Source organism: Pseudoalteromonas prydzensis (genome assembly GCF_001661495.1).
Classification (GTDB): Bacteria; Pseudomonadota; Gammaproteobacteria; order Enterobacterales; family Alteromonadaceae; genus Pseudoalteromonas; species Pseudoalteromonas prydzensis.
Genome location: NZ_BDDT01000003.1, coordinates 345,886 through 364,149, shown reverse-complemented (window position 1 = coordinate 364,149; position 18,264 = coordinate 345,886). Strand labels below are relative to the sequence as shown.

The window sequence follows — 18,264 nt, the reverse complement described above, 5'->3', positions numbered from 1 at the left end:
CGACTTATTTATCGAGTTGGTTGTTTTCAGGTGTGAACCATAATGTTCTATTATCCACTGGGGTTAACGGAGGAAGGTGTTTGTTTTCTAATTTTATAATTTCTTTTTCCGCTAGTTTTGCATTAGCGATAGTTTGTGCAAAATAACGGCTAAATAATTTATTGAACTGGCCATTGCGATGTATTTCTTCAAGTCCGGTTTGGATCGCGTGATGTAAATCATCACGCTTTGAATTAACAAAAAAATAAATTGCCGCTGGATATGTCAACACAACATTGGGTACTGTAGTAATAGTGTGCGTGTCAGCTAGTTGTTCAAGTTCCCAATCAACTTCTAAAATAGAACGAGGAAATGCATCGCCTCGCCCTTTAACAAGCATACTAAACAAAGATTCATAACTTGTTGATGTAGATACCTGAAAGTCGTTATCCTTTAAAATTTGTGTATCAGGCCAGTCATGGCCTTGCAAGAAGTGAAGTTTTTTCAGCTGAGTTGGTGTTTTGAGCGGCTCAAATAGGTGCAGTTTGTCTTTTGTAGTGAGTAATAAACGCCAACCATACAGGCCTTTATAAATTGGAACTCGGATCGGCTTAAAAATAGCTTCTCTTTCTACACTCGTCATAGACCACACTACATTGACCAACTCACCTTGCTCTAACTCTTTTAAAGAGCGACTCTGTACCATTTTTATAGATGACTGTAATGTGTAAGCTTGGCCACTATGCGCTAGTGCCAGTTTGAGTAACGCCAACGGGTACCAATTTTCCAGTTCATGATTTCGTTCAGGCTTAGGATAAATAATATTTAGTGTTGGAGCAGGCTCATTATTGCTGGCAAACGACGTTATTGGGTATACCAGCAAAGTCATTACCAGCGCTAATAACCTGGTCAACATATTAGAAAAAACGACCAAGTAACAAAGCAAGTGCACCCAGTGCTAATGTCGCAAAAGTAGCAAGCATGCCTATTACTCTCAGTTTGAGCGTGTTGTCATTTATAGCAATGCTATGGCAAACGCGGCCAAACACCAGTAACGCACCTAAAATATGGCAATAATGGCTACTTAACCCTTGGAATTCTGCTAAAAATATTAGAATAAGTGCAAAAGGCACGTATTCAATAAAATTACCATGAGCACGGGTTGCCCTTAGCAATTGCTGATTATCGTTAGTACCTAATGATATTTGATTTGATTTTCGCACTTTCACAACATTTATACTTAAATAAATGTACATAAAGGCTAATACAGCTGCGTAAAAAGAGATGATCATAATAATTTCCTAATTATTTTTTGCCATAATAACACAAGATTAATTAACGAATAGCCAGCTATTGTGCTGATTTATATGATAACGTACTAATTCAATGCAAAAATAAAGGATTGCCATGTTCACACCCCGTAAGATTGCGGATAACTACAGAGAAATGATCAACAGTATTGGCTTTTATCCTTCGATGATGTCGATTTGCTTTCTACTGTTTGCCGTATTAAGTATGTCAATCGAATACACCGCTATAGTACAGGAGATAAAAAAATTCTTATCTGTTGTGTTAGTTGATAGCGAAGAAAACGCACGAACCATTTTAAGTACGCTGGCAGGTAGCATTATATCGCTGACAGTATTTAGCTTTTCCATGGTAATGATAGTGTTAAATAGTGCCAGTGCGAGTTTATCGCCACGGGTAGTACCAGGCCTTATTACCCGAAAGTCACATCAAATGGTGCTCGGTTTTTATCTGGGGAGTATTATTTATTCAATCATTATGTTGATCAACATTAAACAGCTTGACGATAACACGGTGGCCATCCCTGCCCTTGGCGTTTTATTTGCATTGATTTTTGGGCTGATATCACTTGCGCTGTTTGTTTACTTTATTCACTCAATTTCTAAAGCGATTCAAGTAGATAATGTATTAAATGATTTATTTAAACACACCAAAAATGTCATTCAACAAATCATTACACGCCAGCAGCAAGATAAAATTGAGAGTTTTCCTGATTTTGAGCAGTGGTATCCGATCGGCAGTCACACCGAAGGCTATTTTAAAGGCGTACACAGCGATAAGTTATGCGCCATTTTGGCTGAACAAAACATTGAATTGTACATAGTGGTTAACCAGGGCTTTTTTACCGTTAAAGGTTACCCATTTTTAAAATGTAATCATGATCTAAGCCAAGATCCTGAACTGCTTGAAAAGCTACTCAATTGTTTTATTTTTTACATTGAAGAATACATAAGCGACCACTACCGCTATGGTTTAACGCAAATATCTGAAATTGCAGTTAAAGCGATGAGTCCTGGCATAAACGATCCGGGCACGGCCGTTAAAGCAATCGATATGCTGAGTATTTTATTGATTGAGCGATTAAAAATAAGTGATACGAATTACTCGTTTAAACACAGTGAAGGTTCACCATTATTGTATTTACACGAGACTTCATTCGACGAACTATTACATGATAATTTTACCCCTATTCGTAATTATGCAAAAAACGATGGCTATGTAATGACTAACGTTTTAGAGGCGTTTAAAAATATATTGTTTATTGCCCATACAAATGAGCAAGCGACAAACAGTTTATTTAATTACTTAACAGCCATTGTTGATGATATTAACGAGCACATTAGTAATCAATATGACCGTAATGAAGTGCGTAATATGCTAAGAGCAATCGTGAGAACGAGTGAGGAGCAAGGCAATAAATTGCTGGCACGCTTTGAGCACCAGCAACAGTAATGAACGCGAGTTAGTTATTATTCGATCAAGTAAATTGCATAGCTTGATGCTTTAATAACTAATTCACCTGCATGGTAGGCATCGGGTACAAAGCTGCCTGATTCAGCGCTGTCTGCCATGCTGGCCATTTTTACGCGCATATAAGGCTGTGCATTGGTGTCCATAGGACTCATTGACGCACTGTATAAACCTTTAATTTCCACATCATAGTCAGCAGCAAACTCTTGGGCGGCAGTTTTGGCATCTTTAATTGCCATTTTTTGTGCTTGTTGCTGTAGCTCTTGGTATCGGCTAGATACAAATTCAGTTTGATTAATTTCATTAATACCGCCACTCACTAAGTTTTGTAATAGTTGCGGATATTTGTCAATTTGCTTTAAAGTCAACGATAAACTGCGTGATACTCTAAAACCAACAAACTCTTGCTTATTAGTTTCACGGTTGTATTGGCTTTCTCGATGAATGCTGATCTGCCCTGCATTAATGTCTTTGTCTAATACACCAGCTTGTTTAGCAAGTTTAATTGCTTTAGCCATAGTTGTATCAGCCTTTTGCTTTGCTGCCATGAGGTCTTTTTCAACTTCAACAATGCCAACGCTAAGCTTCACATTATCAGCAACAGTGGAAATTTGTGCTTGGCCTTGAATATAAATGTGCGGTGCATCGGGGGTACTGGCTGCAAAAACGTTGAAACTAAGTGCTGCGGCTAACAATGGTAAATAACGCATAAATATCCTTAATAATTTTAGTATCACTATTAGATACCGTACGCGGTTAATTTAAAATGAACAAGCAAAAAAAACAGGCCGAAGCCTGTTGTTTGATTAGCGATTGATTAGATACTACAACGCTTATAATTACGGTATTTTGGTAACCAGTAATTTTTGTTGATAGCAGCCCACAGCATGTCATCACTGATCTCGAGTGCTGCGCCTTCTTCAATGGCTTTTTTAGCAACACCAAACGCAATGCGTTTACTCAAGGTTTCAATTTCAGTCAATGCGGGTAATAAGCTGCCTAATCCAGTGTTAGCGCGTGGTGACGACTCAGCTAAAATTTCACTAGAGACCATCAACATTGCATCGGTGATACGGGTCGCTTTAGCAGCGATCACACCTAAACCTATACCTGGGAAAATATAGCTATTATTACACTGTGGAATAACAAAGGTTTCACCGTTGTATATTACCGGCGCAAATGGGCTACCGGTTGCAACAATTGCGTTACCCTCAGTCCAGTTGATCACATCTTCTGGCAGTGCTTCTACTTGCTTAGATGGATTACTCAACGGGAAAATTACTGGTTGCGCACAACCTGCGTGCATGGCACGAATAACTTGTTCAGTGAACAAGCCTGGTTGTCCTGAAACACCAATCAAAATATCAGGTGCTGCACAATGCATTACATCAAGTAGCGATGCATATTCACCACTGTATTTCCAATCAACTAATTTATCTGTTGGCTGGGCAAGCGCTTGTTGAAAGTCGCGTAATCCTTCCATGCCTTGAGTTAACAAACCAAAGCGGTCAACCATAAACACTTGGCTGCGAGCTTGTTCGTCAGTGATACCTTCTGACACCATTTGCGTAATTATTTGCTCTGCAATACCACAACCTGCAGAACCCGCACCGACAAAAACAACTTTTTGCTCTGATAACTTCGCATTTTTAACGCGACATGCCGCAAGTAATGAACCAACCGTCACAGCCGCGGTACCTTGGATATCATCATTAAAGCTACAGATTTCATCACGGTAGCGTTTTAATAAAGGCATGGCGTTAGGTTGAGCAAAGTCTTCAAATTGCAGCAAGACATTAGGCCAGCGGCGTTTAACGGCTTTAATGAATAGATCTAAAAATTCATCGTATTCATCTTGTGCTATACGCTTATGACGCGCGCCCATATACATAGGATCGTTTAATAATTTTTCGTTATTGGTACCAACATCTAACATTACTGGCAGCGTATACGCAGGACTAATACCGCCACACGCGGTATACAATGATAATTTTCCAATCGGAATGCCCATACCACCAATACCTTGGTCACCAAGGCCAAGAATACGTTCACCATCGGTAACAACGATTACTTTCACTTTGCCTTTGGTGGCATTGCGCAGAATGTCGTCGATTTGATAGCGGTCTTCGTATGAAATAAACAAACCACGCGCACTGCGATAAATGTCAGAGAATTTTTCACAGGCATCACCCACTGTTGGGGTGTATATAATTGGTAGCATTTCTTCAAGATGATCACGTACTAAACGGTAGTAAAGTGTTTCATTATTATCTTGAATAGCACGTAAATAAATGTGCTTGTTTAAATTGTCTTGAAAACTTGAATATTGTTGGTAACAACGCTCAACTTGCTCTTCAATTGTTTCATAGCGAGGAGGCAGTAATCCCGCAAGGTTGAAACTTTCACGCTCTTTTTGTGTAAATGCACTGCCCTTATTAAGGAGTGGTGTTTCGATCAGACCAGGGCCTGAGTGATGAATATAAAGATAATTTGGGTCTGTATTTGTAGTCATAAGTCCAAGCTTAACGATGTCTTTAAGTTGTGATCTGCCATTATTGCTGTTGAATATTAAAAAGCAACGACATTCAACCTTGTCAGACCATTAAAAGAAAATACTCGATGCGCGTTAAGCACACCTAAAAGGCAATTGTACATTAAATAACGGCGGCTATTAAGGCTTATTAGCAGGCATTTCATGCTCTTTAAGCACAAAATTAACCTCACTTAGTGCTATACCTTCGCGGCGTGGATCAGCAGCCCCCACTAAGCTTCCGTTAACCAGTTCAACAGCATGTAACCCTGAATTCAAATCAACCACTTTCACTGTATGTCCGCGCTTTTCAAGATCAGCAGTAATGGCTTCTATCGCGGTGCCTTTTTCAAGGCTAGTGTAGCTATTACGATTGGTTATTCTGGGTAAATCGATTGCTTGCTGAGCGGTTAATTGCCAATCCAATACACCGATCACTACTTGCGCTACATAATTGATGATACGGCTACCACCGGGTGATCCGACCACTAATCGTAAGCTGCCATCATTATTAAACACCATCACCGGTGACATAGAGCTACGTGGCCGTTTGCCTGCTTCAACTCGGTTCGCTAATAATTTGCCATTTTTGCGTGGTGATAATGCAAAATCGGTTAATTGATTGTTCAAAATGTAGCCATTTACCATCACGGTTGAACCAAATGCCATTTCTATTGAGCTGGTCATTGATACCGCGTTACCTTCGCTATCAACAATCGATACATGAGTGGTGGACGGTAATTCATAGGCATCATCTTGTGCGTAGCTAAGTAATGGTCGAGGCTGGCCCGCTTCGGCTTTTTGATCGCGTTCGCTGATAAGTTTTGCACGTTGCGCTACATAGCGTTTATCAAGTAATTCGGCTGTTGGAATATCTGCAAAATCAGGATCGCCCATATAAACATTGCGATCAGCAAACGCTAAACGTGAAGCTTGGCTAAAGTAATGCAATGCTTGTGCAGAATTAGGTTTATATTGCGCCATATTTTTATCTTCTAATAAGGCTAATATTTGCAACACAGCCACACCGCCGCTGCTAGGTGGAGCCATAGAGCATACTTTATACGCATGGTAAGGGGTGCAAACTGCGTCGCGTTGCTTACTTTGGTAGTTTGCTAAATCAGTCAATGCTAAGGTACCTGGTGCAACCACTGAATGAGTGACCGCATCAACCATTTTTTTAGCATTGTCGCCTTTATAAAAAGCATCAATGCCAACATCGGCTATTTGCTTATATAAATCAGCTAAGGCTTGATTTTTCTTAACTGTGCCAACTGCAAGTGGTTTGCCATCAGGAAAGAAATAATCACGGATCACTGGTAATTTAGTCACACCAGGGTTTATTTGCTTGGCTAATAACGCATGTAACCGCGGTGAAACTTCAAATCCTTGCTCAGCAAGTGCTATCGCGGGCTTAAATAATTCGGCCCAAGCAAGTTTGCCATACTGTTTATGTGCATTAGCAAAAGCATGCAATAGTCCGGGTACGCCAACAGAGCGACCACCAACAACCGCCTCTATCCACGGCGCAGCGTTACCATTTTCATCTAAAAATAATGTTTCATCAGCATGACTTGGCGCAGTTTCACGGCCATCAAAACTGGTCAGTTTATTATGTTGTTTGTTGTAATACAGCATAAATGTACCACCACCAATCCCTGATGATTGTGGCTCTACTAAAGTCAGCACTAGTTGCGTTGCGATTGCGGCATCAACAGCGCTGCCACCTTGCGCGAGGATTGTTTGCCCTGCTTGCGCTGCATAAGGATTGGCCGCAGCAACCATAAACTGTTTACCAGTGACTTGTTGCTTAATTTGATGACCGGTTGCAGCTTCTGGTTCACGGACTTCTCGCGGGGATTGGCTGGCTAAAACGGGTAAAGCGAGCAGCGTTAAACTAAAGGCAACACTGCGCTGAAAAGGTAAATACATAAAAAAGCCTGATTTGCATTGAGATATTTGGCATCTTAAAGTTAAACGGGCACAATATGCAAAATTTTACTATGAAAATAAGAATAAAATGGTCAATTTACCACTGCAACCGCGTTATATTTTACCTCCGCTGTGTTTAATGGCATTAAGTGCCCTATTGGCTGCATTAAACTTAAACGATGTATTAGAGTTTAATCGGCAATTAATTGAGCAAGGCCAAGTGTGGCGTTTGATCACCAGCCAATACGTTCATTCTAATTGGCCCCATTTGGCATTAAATTGTGCAGGCATCATATTGATATGGGCACTGCATGCTGAACATACAAAACCCACTCAATATGCGTTACATACACTATTCTTGGCCGCTTGGTGTGGTATCGGTATTTACTACTTTTGCCCAGACATAAGAATATACACAGGCCTAAGTGCTTTACTGCATGGAGTGATTGTATGGGGAGCCATTAAAGATATTGAAGCGGGTATGAAAACCGGACTATTATTGTTTATCGGTATCTGGCTGAAGATTGGCTATGAGCAATTTCACGGCCCAAGTGCTGAGGTTGGTAAGTTAATCGCTTCACGTGTTGCGATTGATGCACATTTGATTGGTGCGATTGGTGGCATTGTACTCGCCTTACCGGTTTTTATTACTTACCTAAAAAAACGCCAAGTGTAAACTTGGCGTTTTATTTTTAAACCTTAAAGTGTTTCTTTAAATAACTTATAAATACGGCGGTATTCATCTAACCAGCTTGAAGGCTGAACAAAACCATGTGGCTCTACTGGGAAGATTGCCGTTTCAAAGTTTTCTTTTTCAAGCTCAATTAAACGTTGTACTAAACGTACCGAGTCTTGAAAAAACACATTGTTATCGACCATTGGAGCATTGATCAACAGGCGATTTTTAAGACCTTCAGCATAATAAATTGGTGAACTTTTTTCATACGCAATCGGATCTACATCTGGGTGATTTAAAATGTTTGATGTGTATGGGCCATTATAATGTGCCCAATCTGTTACAGGACGAAGCGCAGCGCCTGATTGGAATAAATCAGGTTGGGTAAACAAGGCCATAAAGGTCATAAAGCCGCCGTATGAACCACCATATGTACCAACCGAGCCTGTATCAACATTGGCATTTTCAGCCATCCAACTTACACCATCAGCTAAATCTTGGATTTCCGGCGTACCCATCTGACGATAAATAGCTGTGCGCCAGTCACGACCATAGCCTTTTGATGCACGATAATCCATATCCATTACAACATAACCTTCTGAGGCTAATAGCGAATGGAACATAAATTCGCGGAAGTAACCAGACCAACCCATATGTGAGTTTTGCAAATAACCGGCGCCGTGATTAAAAATAACCGCTTTACGGTTTTTTCCGCTTTCACCTTCAACGTAGTCTGCTGGGTAATATACTTTGGCATAGATTGGTTGATCAGTGTGACTCGATGGTACTGCTACAATTTTAGGAGCAATAAGCTGTTTCGCTAAAAATTCATCTGATACAGTATGGGTTAACTGTGTAGCTGAACTATTTGCTTTTGCATCAGCAACATACAGCTCTGGTGGAGCCATAATTTTTGAATGTGTTAACAATAATTTAGTTTGATCTGGGCTTAACTTATAATCAGTCATGCCGTCTAAGTTAGTTACTTGCTCAGAGTTACCATTATTTGGATCAACACGGTAAATTTCATAAAGACCTGGATGCTCAACATTCGCTTTATAATAAATTGCACTGTCGTCATTAGTAAGGGTTAAATTTGATACCACAAATTGACCTTTAGTAAGTTGGCTTGCTTTGCCATTAAGTGGTTTTTTATAGATATGGCTATAGCCTGTTTCTTCAGATAAGTAATACAAAGTATCTGAATTATTTAACCAACCAAAATCGTTATAAGCATAGTTAACCCAAGCATCATCGTGTAAACGATGTTGTGAAACCAGCTTTGAGCTTTCAACATCCACAGTTGCTAACCAACGGTCTTTATTGTCCCATGCTTCAAGCATCATCGCGACTTGCGTACCCGCTTTATTCCATACGATAGCGCTTTGATCCCAGCCCCAATCCATCATCAAGTTGATAGCACGAGGTTGTTTTTTAGATTCATATGTTTTACCGTCACGGGCGAAGTTTTCTTTTTTAACTGCCGCTAATACGTCTTCATCAAAGCCAGGTAAGGTATCGAATGCCAAGGTAGTTTGCCTTTGCTCAACTAAATCAATGTAAATCACTTCAGACGTTATTGGTTTTTCATCGGCAACACGACGGCGTACTTTTTCAGCTTTAACACCAGCATCATCGGCAATATAATTTGGCATTATATCGCTATCTTCACGCCATGAACGGCTTTCTTTTACCACCGCAACTAACGCTTTGCCATTAGGTGATAATTGCACGTCGGCTAACTCATTGCCCTTACCTAAATAAAACTGCGCATTAGCAATAGACGAGTTTTCAGCATTGATTTGTTCTTTGCGGGCTTGTTTATCTTTTTTATTTTTATGAGTAAGCGCAATGTAATCGATTAGCTTGTGCTGCTCTTTAGCAATGTAAGTTGCAGGCTCAGCAATCCCTTCTGGCGCATCACTTAAGTGTAAATTTGCAATTTCGGTTTGCAAACCAGTGGCTAAATTTACCTTATAAAAGGCGTTGCCTTGGCGGTATGCTAAATTACCATCGGTTAAAAATTGTGGTTTAGACTGTTTAGCGCTGTCGTGCGTTATTTGTGTAATTGCACCAGTATTGATGTTTTTTACAAATACATTGCCTTCAAACACATAAGCTTGCACTTTACCATCCGCAGAATAAACCGCATTCGCAGCACCTAAGGTATGTAATTTATTTAGTGCAACTTGGCTGGCTGCTTGGCTGTTCACCGCTTGTGTGTATAAATCTCTCAGCTCATTACCTTGCTGCTTTTGTGCATACACAACCGTTTTTGAGTCAGCGGCCCAAAAGGCACGCTCAGCTTGGCGACCTAACCAATCCGGATGAGCCATTGCTTGTTCAAGCGTGATGGCTGTAGTGCCTGTATCTACAGGTGTTGCTACAACACTTGCAACAGTGGCTTGCGGTTGCTCAGTTGGCGTAGATGCGGTTGATTGACAACCGGACAACATAACGCTGGACGTTACGGCAAGTGCAATTAAGGTTTTTTTAGTAGAAGATTTAAAAATCATAGGGCTTCTGTAAGGTTATTGTAATTACCTTGATTTAAGCAGAAGCCCCTATGTAATAGCAATTATTTCAGATAAACCGCCAAACTTTGCTGTTTAATAACAAAGTTACTTTAACGAAATATCTAACCACACCATACGGTGATCAGATGAAGCATTTCGATCTTTAATTAATCGGTATAATTCGCTATTTTTAACAGGCCAAAATACCCCACCATCGTGTACCTCTATGCCATAAGTTGAAGGCAGTACGTAATCAACGCGCGCTTGCCAATAGGCCGTGTAAGCTGCTGCATATTTTTCGCTATAACTGGTTTTTGCGCCTTTACTTGTTGGTACAAACTGACTATTAATTAAAGGGTTGTTTAATAGTTGATCGGTCGTATTTGGGCGTTTTTTATCGCCTTCTGGGGCTGCATTTAAATCACCAACAACCACAAACCGCGACTCTGGCACTAAGCCACCTTTTACACCTTGGTCATCATATAAATAATCAGCATTGGCAATATAGTCTTTAATCAAACGTACTTCATCGTGATTGCGCTTGCCGTTTCTGTCTTCATCACCGTCAAATACTGGCGGAGTCGGATGTGAAGCCAGTACATGCAAGGTTTTACCCTTTACGGTTATCGGTAAATCCCAAAATGATTTAGAGCTTAATCTCAGTGCTTGCCACTGCTCTTGGTTATACCAGTTTTCGCCGGTTTTTGGATCAATAGGCATTTGTGCGCCTGGCATATCTTTATATTTAAATGTTTGTAGCGTTCTGATTTTATCAAAATCTATCGGGTAGCGAGAAAGTATCGCCATGCCATAATGGCCTTCAAAAAAACCAAAGCCGAAAGCATCCCCTTTAATGCCAGTCGCTTGGCCGTCGTGATCAAGATCAAATGGAGTTTTTAAGCCTGTATTAACCGGTGCAATGTAGCTATAGGGATAATCAATAGCGGGTTGTTTATTTTGACTGACCGCGAGGTAGTTTGCTTTAAAATAATCAATGCCTTGTGCTTTGCTGATGTAATCAAATTCGTTTAATAGCAGTATATCAGGGCGAACACGTTGAATGATCTCAGCAATATTTTTAATTTGCGGGTGCTTATTTTGTAGTGCATTAGTCAACGCGTTTGGGTCTACTTGTTGATCTTTTTCAGTATAATTGGTGGCATCCATACTGACATTGAATGTTGCCACTCTAAGTGTATTGGCGGCCTCGGCACTGTTTGTCATACCATTGAAAAACATGGCAGATGCTAATGCAGCCATACAAAACTTACTATTCATATTATGAATCCATCTAAAATTAATAATAAAATGACACTACTTACCACTATCCATAAAATAATGGCCATTATAAAGGGCTTTAGTCCTGCTTGTTTTAAAACTGAAAGTGATAAGCCACTGCCAATTAAGAACAAAGTCATGACTAGTAGCTGTTTTGCAACTGTGTTGATCAGCTGCCAAGTGTCAGAAAACTGCGGCAAATAAGTATTGATCAAGGCTGCGGCTAAAAAACCAATAATAAATAAAGGGATACTGGCTTTTTCTTCTGAGCGCCAAAATACCCCTGCAATGGTGGTGTAGGGAATGATCCACATTGCACGAGTTAATTTTACAGTTGTGGCAATACTCAGCGCAACAGCACCATAGGCGGCTGACGCCCCGACTACACTACTAGTGTCATGAATTGCCAAAGCAGCCCATAAACCAAATTGTTGTTGGCTTAACTCAAAGTAATGGCCAATTGTAGGAAACAGCAATAAGCCCACGCCATTTAATAAAAATACCACGCCCAGTGCAACAGCCACTTCGTGATCTTTGGCTTTAATAACAGGAGCCATAGCCGCAATAGCGCTACCGCCACAAATCGCAGTACCAAAGGAGATTAGCACGCCAGTATTACGATTTAATTTAAATACTTGGGTTAAAATTTCCCCTAAGCCGATGATTGCAGTGATACTAACAATCGTTAACACCAAAGAACTGCGGCCGACTTCTATAACTTGATTAAAATCGACAGCAAAACCTAAACCAACCACTGCGGCTTTGAGCATCCACTTACTGGCTTGTTGCGATAACTCAGCAAACGGGTTTCCTAATAAAATAGCAAACAATGCGCCAAGGATCAGTGCCGTGCCACCGCCTATCAGAGGAGTAATACACAAACCGAGTAAAATAATATAAAAAGGTTTTTTAATGCTATCTGACAAAAGCATAATATTCCTTAAGGGCGAACAAGCTTTGCTGTAAGTTTATGAACAACGGGCGCTACAAAAATGACGGTTGGAAAAGCAACGCAAAATGCAAAAGCCGAGATAAACTCGGCTTTTATGACTAATTTAAAATCAGTGCGGTACTGGCTGCTAACACGCCGGGGTAATCTTCCTCTGGAAGATATTCAGTAAGCTGTGCTAAACGCTCTCCAAGTTCATGAAGATTATTAGCTGAGACATTAATGTGCCCCATTTTACGCCCTGGCTTAGCCGTTTTACCATACCAGTGACTGGTGACACTTGGCACACTCAGTACTTGCTCAGGGATAGATGCTTGGCCAAGTACGTTGATCATTGCTGTTACACGCTGCAGCTCTGTACTACCTAATGGTAAACCGGCAACCGCACGCATATGATTTTCAAATTGGCTACAATGGCTGCCCTGTTGAGTCCAATGACCTGAATTATGCACGCGAGGCGCAATTTCGTTAACGAGTAATTGGCCATTCACATCAAAAAACTCAATGGCGAGTACACCTACATAATCAAGTTCGCTTGCCAATTTATTAAATGCTTCTTCAGCCTGCTGTTGAATTGCTGACTTTTCTTTACCCGCCACTGATAACGTTAACACACCATTGGTATGTTGGTTTTCAGTCAACGGATAAATTGCTGTGTTGCCACTTTTGTCACGCACGCCAATAATAGACACTTCGCGGTCAAATGGGATCATCTGCTCTGCGATAATGGTATGCGGTGCGTGCTCTGTGCCTGAGGCAATAAAATCAGCCATTTCTGACCAGATCTGGTCAATTTGATCGTCAGATTTTAACCGCCATTGCCCTTTACCATCGTAGCCTGCTTGACAGGTTTTGATCACTAACGGCTTGCCTAAAGTAGCAACAGCTTGTTCAAGATGCGCTTTTTCAGTAATTAACTGGTATGGCGCGCATGCAACAGCCGTTTTGCGCAGTAAGGCTTTTTCAAGCGCACGATCGCCACCGGTTTTAATTGCCGCTTTCCCTGGGTAAAATTTATTACTTGCACAACATAGTGTAAGCACATCATCTGGGATATGCTCAAACTCAGCCGTGATAGCATCAGCATCCGCGATTGCTTGTGCTAACGTGGTATCAAATACTTGCCCAGTTAGTGGGTGGACAATGTGTTCACTGCCCACATCATAGGCAACCACATTTAAATTCAGTGGTGCACCGGCTAAGCTCATCATGCGTGCTAATTGGCCCGCGCCTAAAATTAAGATAGTCATATTACTCTGCTGGATTAGGGTTAGCTAAAATAGTCTCTGTTTGTTCTTTACGGAACGCTTCAACCTTGGCAAAGATCTCAGGTTGCTGACAACCTAAAATTTGTGCAGCAAGTAAACCTGCATTTGCTGCGCCAGCTTCACCAATTGCTAAAGTCCCCACTGCAACACCTTTTGGCATCTGGCAAATAGACAATAGTGAATCAATACCATTTAACGTTTTAGACTTCACCGGTACACCAAGCACAGGTAAAGATGTAAATGCAGCAGCCATACCAGGTAAGTGCGCAGCGCCACCGGCACCGGCAATAATTACTTTAATACCACGCTCTGCTGCTGAACTTGCGTAATCAGCGAGTAGTTGAGGAGTACGATGAGCCGATACAACTTTAGTTTCATACGCGATGCCAAATTTTTCTAGCATGATCGCCGCGTGTTCCATAGTTGGCCAATCTGACTTGGAACCCATAATAATGCCAACAGTCATAAATACTCCTCAGTAATGGTTTTAATACTTATAGCGGACTAATGTCCGCATTGAAGGCGGTCATTATACACGTATTAATTGTTAAATTGCGAATATCGAGTAACAAAAAAGCCATGACTGGCATGGCTTTTTTGATCAGTATGGAAATTGAGCCTTAGCCTTCTTTACTGGCTAGGTACTCAGAGTAAGTGCCTCTAAAATCAATAACTTTCCCGTCTTTTATTTCCCAAATACGGGTAGCCACTGATGATACAAACTGACGATCATGAGAAACGAACATTAACGTGCCTTCATACGCTTCAAGCGCAAGGTTCAATGCCTCAATTGATTCCATATCCATGTGGTTAGTCGGTTCATCCATCAGCAATATATTTGGTTTATGCATCATGATTTTACCAAATAGCATGCGGCCTTGCTCACCACCCGAGATCACTTTTACAGACTTTTTAATATCATTTTGTGAGAACAACATACGGCCTAAGAAGCTGCGAACAACTTGCTCATCATCGCCCTCTTGTTGCCATTGCTCCATCCACTGGAATAAGTTCATGTCAGTAGCAAATTCGTCCGCATGATCTTGTGCATAATAACCAATATTATGGTTTTCAGACCACTTATACTCACCTTGCTTTGGCGCTAAACGCCCAGCTAGGGTATTTAATAATGTGGTTTTACCCACACCGTTTTCACCGATGATGGCAATACGCTCACCTACTTCAACTAAACCTTCAAGGCCTGTGAACAGCATCTCTTCAAAGCCTTGGCCTAAATTGGTTAATTCAAGAGCGTTTCTAAACAACTGTTTTTCTTGTTCAAAACGGATAAACGGCGTTTGACGCGATGATGCTTTCACTTCATCTAATTGGATCTTATCAATTCGCTTGGCTCGTGATGTGGCTTGCTTTGCTTTAGACGCATTCGCTGAGAAGCGCGAAACAAACTGTTGCAGCTCTGCAATTTGGCTTTTCTTTTTGGCATTTTCACTTAATAAACGTTCACGTGCTTGCGTTGCAGCAAACATGTATTCGTCATAGTTACCTGGGTAAACACGTAATTCACCATAATCAATATCAGCCATATGCGTACAAACTGAGTTTAAGAAATGACGGTCATGGGAAATGATGATCATGGTGCAATCGCGTTGGTTCAACACGTCTTCCAACCACTTGATAGTATAAATATCCAAGTTATTGGTCGGCTCATCGAGTAGCATGATATCTGGATCAGAGAATAGCACTTGCGCCAGTAGCACGCGTAATTTAAAACCTGGGGCAATTTCTGACATTGGGCCGTAATGCTGTTCAGTAGCAATACCTACCCCCATTAACAACTCACCCGCTTTTGATTCAGCAGAATAACCATCCATTTCAGCAAACTCAGTTTCAAGGTCGGCCACTTTCATGCCATCCTCTTCACTCATTTCAGGTAAGCTGTAGATACGGTCACGCTCTTGTTTAATTGCCCACAATTCTTTATGACCCATTATTACAGTGTCGATTACTGAATATTCTTCATAAGCGAATTGATCTTGATTTAGTTTAGCAACCCGTTCATTTGGATCTGTACTAACATTACCAGCTGATGGCTCAAGTTCACCACTTAAGATCTTCATAAATGTAGATTTACCGCAGCCATTTGCACCAATTAAACCATAACGGTTACCTTCGCCAAATTTAGCTGAAATATTTTCAAATAACGGTTTAGCACCAAATTGCATGGTGATGTTAGCTGTACTAATGATAGCGCTACCCTCCAACGGGGAAATCATAAAATAAAATTGGCTGGAGTTTATATTAATTAGGCCGATTTTTCCATGTATTATTAGCTATGTTCTAAGCGCATATCAGCGTACTTGTAATTAAAAAGCAAGGCGCTAAACTCAACTAATTAGTCATCGTTTTGATTACTAATTAGTAACGCTTGCTCATAAAGCAATCGAAAAGCTATTTTCAAATTTCCTCTATGGTTTTTTGATGATATTTTTTCACTTTACCCTCAATTTAGCTTTGTTAGTCTGCGCCCTACCTGTAAACGATACAAATTTTAGTACAAGGCAAAACTGAATGAATAACAAGTTAGCTCAGCTTATCCTCACCTCTAGCATCATGCTTACTCCTTATGTAAGTGCTGTTGAGCTTTACGATGATGGAACAAATAACGTGACCATTGGCGGTTTTATCGATGCGCGCGTCATTCATACCCAAGGACAGACAGAAATAGTTAATGGTGCATCACGGATCAGTTTTGATTTTAGCCGTAAACTTAAAAATCAGTGGACCGCTCTGGCATTACTAGAATGGGGTGTAAATCCTGTTGGTAGTAGCGATATTCTTTATAATAATCGCTTTGAATCAATACAAGATGAGTTTTTATACAACCGTCTGGGTTATGTGGGCATAGCGCATGAAAAATATGGACAAGTGACTATAGGTAAACAATGGGGAGCATGGTACGACGTTGTTTATAGCACCAACTACAGTTTAGTGTGGGACGGTAATGCGGCAGGTGTTTACACATACAATAAAGACGACGGAGCGATCAACGGTACCGGCCGCGGCGATAAGTTATTACAATACCGCAATAGTTACGGTGATTTTAGCTTTGCAGCCCAAGTGCAGTTTAAAAATAATGATTTTTATACCTGTGATATTGAGGCTATTTCAGAGTCTGCTTGTCAAACATTATGGGAGAATGGCAGTAATATAGCTCAACAGGTAGAGTTTAATTCCACCTATGGTGCAGCTGTTACCTATGCAGTAAATGATGACTTAACACTCACCGCTGGCTTTAACCGCGGTGAGCTCAACGTAAATTACACCTCAGGACGCGTTCAATCAGTTAATGATTTTATTTATGGCGCTGGAGTTACTTGGGGTAACTTTGATAGTGACGGTGTTTATTTTGCGGCAAACATCAATAAAAATGAGAATCACGATACCGATAATTTAGGTCGTTTGATCAAAGATGCGGTGGGCTTAGAGTCATTACTATCTTATAAATTTGATAATGACATTCGTACTTTCATTGCTTATAACGTGTTTGATGCTGGTACAGATTACGTGATCCAGCCAAACTTTAATGCTGATCCGAATGACAATTTTAAACGTCAATTTAGTGTACTTGGTGTTCACTATTTATTTGATGCAGATACGATTGTGTACATAGAAGCGCGAAAAGACTTTAGTGACTTTTCAAGCGCCGATAAAGAGCAAGAGTATCAAATGGGTTTATCTGAAGACGATGGTATTGCTATCGGGTTTCATTACAATTTATAACTCTTAAGCAGATAGGCTGTATACCTTATAGCCTATCTAAATTAATCCATTTAATTACTTCCCTTTCGTTGCTCAAAAAATGCCTGCCTAAATGCTAAATACCCTGCTTTTGGACCGAGTATGATCCACAACATTAAAATCCCACCGGGCAATAAAATTGATTTGCTTAAAGCGGGTATGCAGCAGCAAATAGATGCGATTCTTCACCAAGCAAGTCAAACTGATAACCAGCATGCGCCACGTTTAAAACTTAGCCACTATGCCCTGCCGCTGTTTGAGTTTTATTGTGACAATAGCGAGTTTAGTAAAATACTAATTAGCGATATGATTTGGCAGGCTGCTTTTTTTGAGCAGCAAATGAATGACTTTAAGCAGCGTTTGTTTAGTGAACAGCCTGAGCTTGATGATATTAAAGCAAGCGCAATGTTAGATTGTTACTTTATGACTATAATCGCTGGCTTAAATGAGCATGAACCACAGCCTGACAAAATGTTACGGCTGTTGACCAACAAACTATCTATTCTTTAGGACAACTTATTTCACTCTGTGGGTTTCACTTTTAGCATTAAATTTAAAGTGAAACCTACCATCTGATTACATTAAAAGCGTAACTAAAT

At 40.5% G+C, this 18,264-nt stretch carries 15 protein-coding genes; 4 read left to right on the top strand and 11 right to left on the bottom strand.

Annotated elements, in window-relative coordinates:
• Positions 1-4: 4 nt before the first annotated feature.
• Together A7968_RS08960 and A7968_RS08955 are read right to left on the bottom strand one after the other, a co-directional pair.
• On the bottom strand, positions 5-868 hold the full coding sequence (locus A7968_RS08960; protein WP_227008913.1) for a substrate-binding periplasmic protein: 864 nt from the start codon (positions 866-868) through the stop codon (positions 5-7).
• A 28-nt stretch (positions 869-896) separates the two neighbouring features.
• Positions 897-1,271: an MAPEG family protein gene (locus A7968_RS08955; RefSeq protein WP_064666237.1), complete on the bottom strand. Its 375-nt coding sequence runs from the start codon at positions 1,269-1,271 to the stop codon at positions 897-899.
• Positions 1,272-1,386: 115 nt separating this feature from the next.
• Here A7968_RS08955 and A7968_RS08950 point away from each other — a divergent pair, with 115 nt between their 5' ends.
• Positions 1,387-2,739, top strand: coding sequence for a DUF2254 domain-containing protein (locus A7968_RS08950; RefSeq protein WP_064666236.1), 1,353 nt, complete (start codon positions 1,387-1,389; stop codon positions 2,737-2,739).
• 17 nt (positions 2,740-2,756) lie between these two features.
• On the opposite strand, the gene A7968_RS08945 is transcribed toward A7968_RS08950, so the two are convergent.
• From A7968_RS08945 to ggt, 3 genes are all read right to left on the bottom strand, one after another.
• The gene (locus A7968_RS08945; protein WP_064666235.1) at positions 2,757-3,467 is read right to left on the bottom strand and encodes an SIMPL domain-containing protein; all 711 of its coding nucleotides are present in this window, start codon (positions 3,465-3,467) and stop codon (positions 2,757-2,759) included.
• 107 nt (positions 3,468-3,574) lie between these two features.
• Positions 3,575-5,269: an NAD-dependent malic enzyme gene (locus A7968_RS08940; RefSeq protein WP_064666234.1), complete on the bottom strand. Its 1,695-nt coding sequence runs from the start codon at positions 5,267-5,269 to the stop codon at positions 3,575-3,577.
• 159 nt (positions 5,270-5,428) lie between these two features.
• A complete protein-coding gene (gene ggt, locus A7968_RS08935) occupies positions 5,429-7,219 on the bottom strand; it encodes a gamma-glutamyltransferase (RefSeq protein ID WP_064666233.1) in 1,791 nt (596 codons plus the stop codon).
• 88 nt (positions 7,220-7,307) lie between these two features.
• On the opposite strand from ggt, the gene rrtA reads away from it, so the two are divergent.
• The gene (rrtA, locus tag A7968_RS08930) at positions 7,308-7,895 is read left to right on the top strand and encodes a rhombosortase (protein ID WP_064666232.1); all 588 of its coding nucleotides are present in this window, start codon (positions 7,308-7,310) and stop codon (positions 7,893-7,895) included.
• 23 nt (positions 7,896-7,918) lie between these two features.
• On the opposite strand, the gene A7968_RS08925 is transcribed toward rrtA, so the two are convergent.
• The 6 genes from A7968_RS08925 to A7968_RS08900 form a co-directional block, all read right to left on the bottom strand.
• The gene (locus A7968_RS08925) at positions 7,919-10,411 is read right to left on the bottom strand and encodes a prolyl oligopeptidase family serine peptidase (protein ID WP_064666231.1); all 2,493 of its coding nucleotides are present in this window, start codon (positions 10,409-10,411) and stop codon (positions 7,919-7,921) included.
• A 105-nt stretch (positions 10,412-10,516) separates the two neighbouring features.
• Positions 10,517-11,671, bottom strand: a complete 1,155-nt coding sequence (locus A7968_RS08920) for an endonuclease/exonuclease/phosphatase family protein (protein ID WP_157586707.1) — start codon at positions 11,669-11,671, stop codon at positions 10,517-10,519.
• A gap of 14 nt (positions 11,672-11,685) precedes the next feature.
• On the bottom strand, positions 11,686-12,621 hold the full coding sequence (locus tag A7968_RS08915; protein ID WP_157586697.1) for a YeiH family protein: 936 nt from the start codon (positions 12,619-12,621) through the stop codon (positions 11,686-11,688).
• 118 nt (positions 12,622-12,739) lie between these two features.
• Positions 12,740-13,888 (bottom strand): 5-(carboxyamino)imidazole ribonucleotide synthase, encoded by a 1,149-nt coding sequence (locus A7968_RS08910; protein WP_064666230.1) that lies wholly within the window; start codon positions 13,886-13,888, stop codon positions 12,740-12,742.
• A gap of 1 nt (position 13,889) precedes the next feature.
• A complete protein-coding gene (purE, locus tag A7968_RS08905) occupies positions 13,890-14,372 on the bottom strand; it encodes a 5-(carboxyamino)imidazole ribonucleotide mutase (RefSeq protein ID WP_064666229.1) in 483 nt (160 codons plus the stop codon).
• A gap of 154 nt (positions 14,373-14,526) precedes the next feature.
• The gene (locus A7968_RS08900; protein ID WP_084448123.1) at positions 14,527-16,113 is read right to left on the bottom strand and encodes an ABC-F family ATPase; all 1,587 of its coding nucleotides are present in this window, start codon (positions 16,111-16,113) and stop codon (positions 14,527-14,529) included.
• A gap of 322 nt (positions 16,114-16,435) precedes the next feature.
• On the opposite strand from A7968_RS08900, the gene A7968_RS08895 reads away from it, so the two are divergent.
• Entirely contained in the window at positions 16,436-17,647 is a 1,212-nt protein-coding gene (locus tag A7968_RS08895) for a porin (RefSeq protein WP_064666227.1), read from the top strand.
• Positions 17,648-17,767: 120 nt separating this feature from the next.
• Complete coding sequence (locus tag A7968_RS08890) at positions 17,768-18,175, top strand: TetR/AcrR family transcriptional regulator (RefSeq protein ID WP_193330427.1); 408 nt, start codon at positions 17,768-17,770, stop codon at positions 18,173-18,175.
• Positions 18,176-18,264 lie beyond the last annotated feature (89 nt).